This window comes from Arthrobacter rhombi, assembly GCF_039526245.1.
GTDB classification, from domain to species: Bacteria; Actinomycetota; Actinomycetes; order Actinomycetales; family Micrococcaceae; genus Arthrobacter_H; species Arthrobacter_H rhombi.
In genome coordinates this window covers 18,149-20,948 of record NZ_BAAAIV010000008.1, presented here as the reverse complement: position 1 = coordinate 20,948, position 2,800 = coordinate 18,149, and the positions used below count along the sequence as shown (strand labels likewise).

The window sequence follows — 2,800 nt, the reverse complement described above, 5'->3', positions numbered from 1 at the left end:
CCCCCCCCCTCCTCTGTGTTCCTAGCGTTCGGAGCTGCCGGGCTCCCATTCGCCGGTCACCAGGTAGTTGACCTTGCGGGCCACGGAGACGCCATGGTCGCCGTAGCGCTCCATGTAACGGCTGGTCAGCGTGACGTCAGCGGTCCGCGGCGCGGATTCGTTCCACTCCGGGGCGGCCACGAGCTTGAAGACGCTGGCGTGCAGGTCATCGATCCGGTTGTTGATCGCGACGATCTCTGCGGCGATGTCCAGGTCGCGGGTCTCCAACAGGGTGACCAGCTTCCGGGCGATCTGCACGTCGAGGTCGGCCATCTCGGCGAAGACCGGGGCCACCGCGTCGGGTGCCACGTGTGCCGGGTAGCGCAGGCGTGCCAGCTGGGCGATGTGCCGGGCCAGATCGCCCATCCGTTCCAGCGACGCGCTCATCCGCAACGAGCCGACGATCATGCGCAGGTCCGAGGCCACCGGGCCCTGGAGGGCCAGGACGTCGATGGCCCGTTCGTCCAGCTGGTTCTGCATGAAGTCCACGCGCGCGTCTGCGGCAATCACCTCTTGGGCGAGTTCGGTGTCGGCCTCGGCGTAGGAGGCGTAGGCCTGCTCCATGGCATGGGCGACGAGGGTGGCCATCTCCGTCAGTTCCTCGCCGATGGTCTGGAGCTCGGCCTGGAAAACCTTGCGCACAGGGCGTCCTTTCTTAGCTGTGTTCCCCGGCCAACGGGCAGGGGACGGGCACTGTAGGGTTCAACCTTCCCACCCCCAGCTTAACCTCGGGTCGCCGCCGCGTGAACATTGGGTGAATGGCGCGCCCCGGCCCGTCATATGGGCGTTGGCCCCCGTTCGGGCCGGGCTACGCTAGGGGGCGTGGATGAAGCCTTGATGATAGTGATCGCCGGCCTGGTGGGCCTGGCGCTCGGCGTTGTCGGCCTCCTCGCGTACCGCTATAGCCGGATGCAGCGCGCGGCGGTCGCCGACGTCGATGAACCGACCTTGCCGGAAGGGGCTGCGGAGATCCTCTCCGTGGTCGGCCGGGCCTTTGTCGTGGTCGATGACATCGACGGTGTCGTCCGTGCGAACCCGGCGGCCTACGCTTACGGGCTGGTCCGTGGACACACGATGGTGCACGCCGAACTGCTGGCGCTGGCCCGCCGGGTCAGATCCGACGGGGTCATCGAGGAACGCCAGTTCGAGCTGCCGTTGGGCCCGCTCGGGCAGGGGACCATCGTCGTGCACGTCAGGGTCGCACCGCTGGGGGATGAGTACATCCTGTTGCTGGCCGATGACCGCACCGAGATCACCCGGACCGAGGCGGTCCGCACCGACTTCGTCGCCAACGTCTCCCATGAGCTTAAGACCCCGGTCGGAGCCATCCAACTGCTCTCCGAGGCCATCGACGAGGCCGCAGACGACGAAGTTGCCGTCCGCCGCTTCTCCACGCGGCTGGACAAGGAAGCCCGCCGGTTGGCGGCTCTCGTGCAGGACATCATCGAGCTCTCTCGGCTGCAGGGCACCGACATCGTGCTGGCCGGCCAGCCGGTGGACGTCAACCGCGTGATCGCCGAAGCGGTGGACCGCAACAAGCTCACGGCCGAGGGCAAGGGCATCACCATCACCGTCGGCGGGCACACCGAGGACCGGATCTTCGGTGACCGCGACCTGCTGATGACCGCGTTCCGGAACCTCATCGACAACGCCATCCGGTATTCACCCGAAGGCACCAGCGTCGGAGTCGGGGTGCGCTCCCGCGAGGGCCTCGTCCAGGTCTCCGTCACCGACCAGGGGCCCGGCATCGCCCCGGAGGAGCAGGAGCGCATCTTCGAGCGCTTCTACCGCGTCGATGCGGCCCGCACGCGCCAAACCGGGGGCACCGGTCTGGGCCTGAGCATTGTCAAGCACGTCATTTCCAACCACGGCGGGGAAATCACGCTGTGGTCCCAGCCCGGCCAGGGCTCCACGTTCACGGTGCGCATGCCCCGCCATGAACGAGCCGACGAGTCCTCCACGGCACCGGCAACCGCCGGTTCCCTAGCGGCCGGCACCATTGAGACCGATACCGTGGAAGCACACCGCGCCACACAACAAGGAGGCCGAATTTGACCCGCATTCTGGTGGTCGAGGACGAGGAGTCGCTGAGCGACCCGTTGGAGTACCTGCTGACGAAGGAGGGCTTCGAGGTCCTGGTCGTCGACAACGGGATCGATGCGATCGTTGAATTCGACCGCACCGGTGCAGACCTGGTCCTCTTGGACCTGATGCTCCCCGGGCAGCCGGGGACCGAGGTGTGCCGGCAATTGCGCCAGCGTTCCAGCGTCCCGGTGATCATGCTGACCGCCAAGGACTCGGAGATCGACAAGGTGGTGGGCCTGGAACTCGGCGCCGATGACTATGTCACCAAGCCCTACTCAGCCCGCGAACTCGTGGCCCGCGTCCGCGCGGTGCTGCGCCGGCAGGGCGAACCCGAGGAGCTGGTGGCTGCCACCGTCCAGGCCGGCCCGGTCCGCATGGACGTGGAGCGCCACACCGTGAGCGTGCACGGCGAACAGGTCTCGTTCCCGCTCAAGGAGTTCGAGCTGCTGGAGATGCTGCTGCGCAATGCCGGTCGGGTGCTCACCCGTGGCCAGCTGATCGACAGGGTCTGGGGATCCGACTATGTCGGGGACACCAAGACGCTCGACGTCCACGTCAAGCGCCTGCGCTCGAAGATCGAACCCGATTCGGCAACGCCGGTCCACCTGGTGACCGTGCGCGGTCTCGGCTACAAGTTCGAGGCCTGAGGCACGACGGCGGGGCGCCGGCTGGCGCA

The 2,800-nt window shown here is 67.5% G+C and carries 3 protein-coding genes; 2 read left to right on the top strand and 1 reads right to left on the bottom strand.

Features of this window, described 5'->3' with window-relative positions:
* Positions 1–21: 21 nt before the first annotated feature.
* On the bottom strand, positions 22–681 hold the full coding sequence (gene phoU / locus ABD088_RS07135) for a phosphate signaling complex protein PhoU (protein WP_343901087.1): 660 nt from the start codon (positions 679–681) through the stop codon (positions 22–24).
* A gap of 180 nt (positions 682–861) precedes the next feature.
* Between phoU and ABD088_RS07130 the strand changes: the two genes are divergently transcribed.
* Together ABD088_RS07130 and ABD088_RS07125 are read left to right on the top strand one after the other, a co-directional pair.
* Complete coding sequence (locus tag ABD088_RS07130; RefSeq protein ID WP_343901086.1) at positions 862–2,094, top strand: sensor histidine kinase; 1,233 nt, start codon at positions 862–864, stop codon at positions 2,092–2,094.
* Positions 2,091–2,771, top strand: a complete 681-nt coding sequence (locus ABD088_RS07125) for a winged helix-turn-helix domain-containing protein (RefSeq protein WP_343901085.1) — start codon at positions 2,091–2,093, stop codon at positions 2,769–2,771. Before ABD088_RS07130 ends, ABD088_RS07125 begins: the two co-directional genes overlap by 4 nt.
* Positions 2,772–2,800 lie beyond the last annotated feature (29 nt).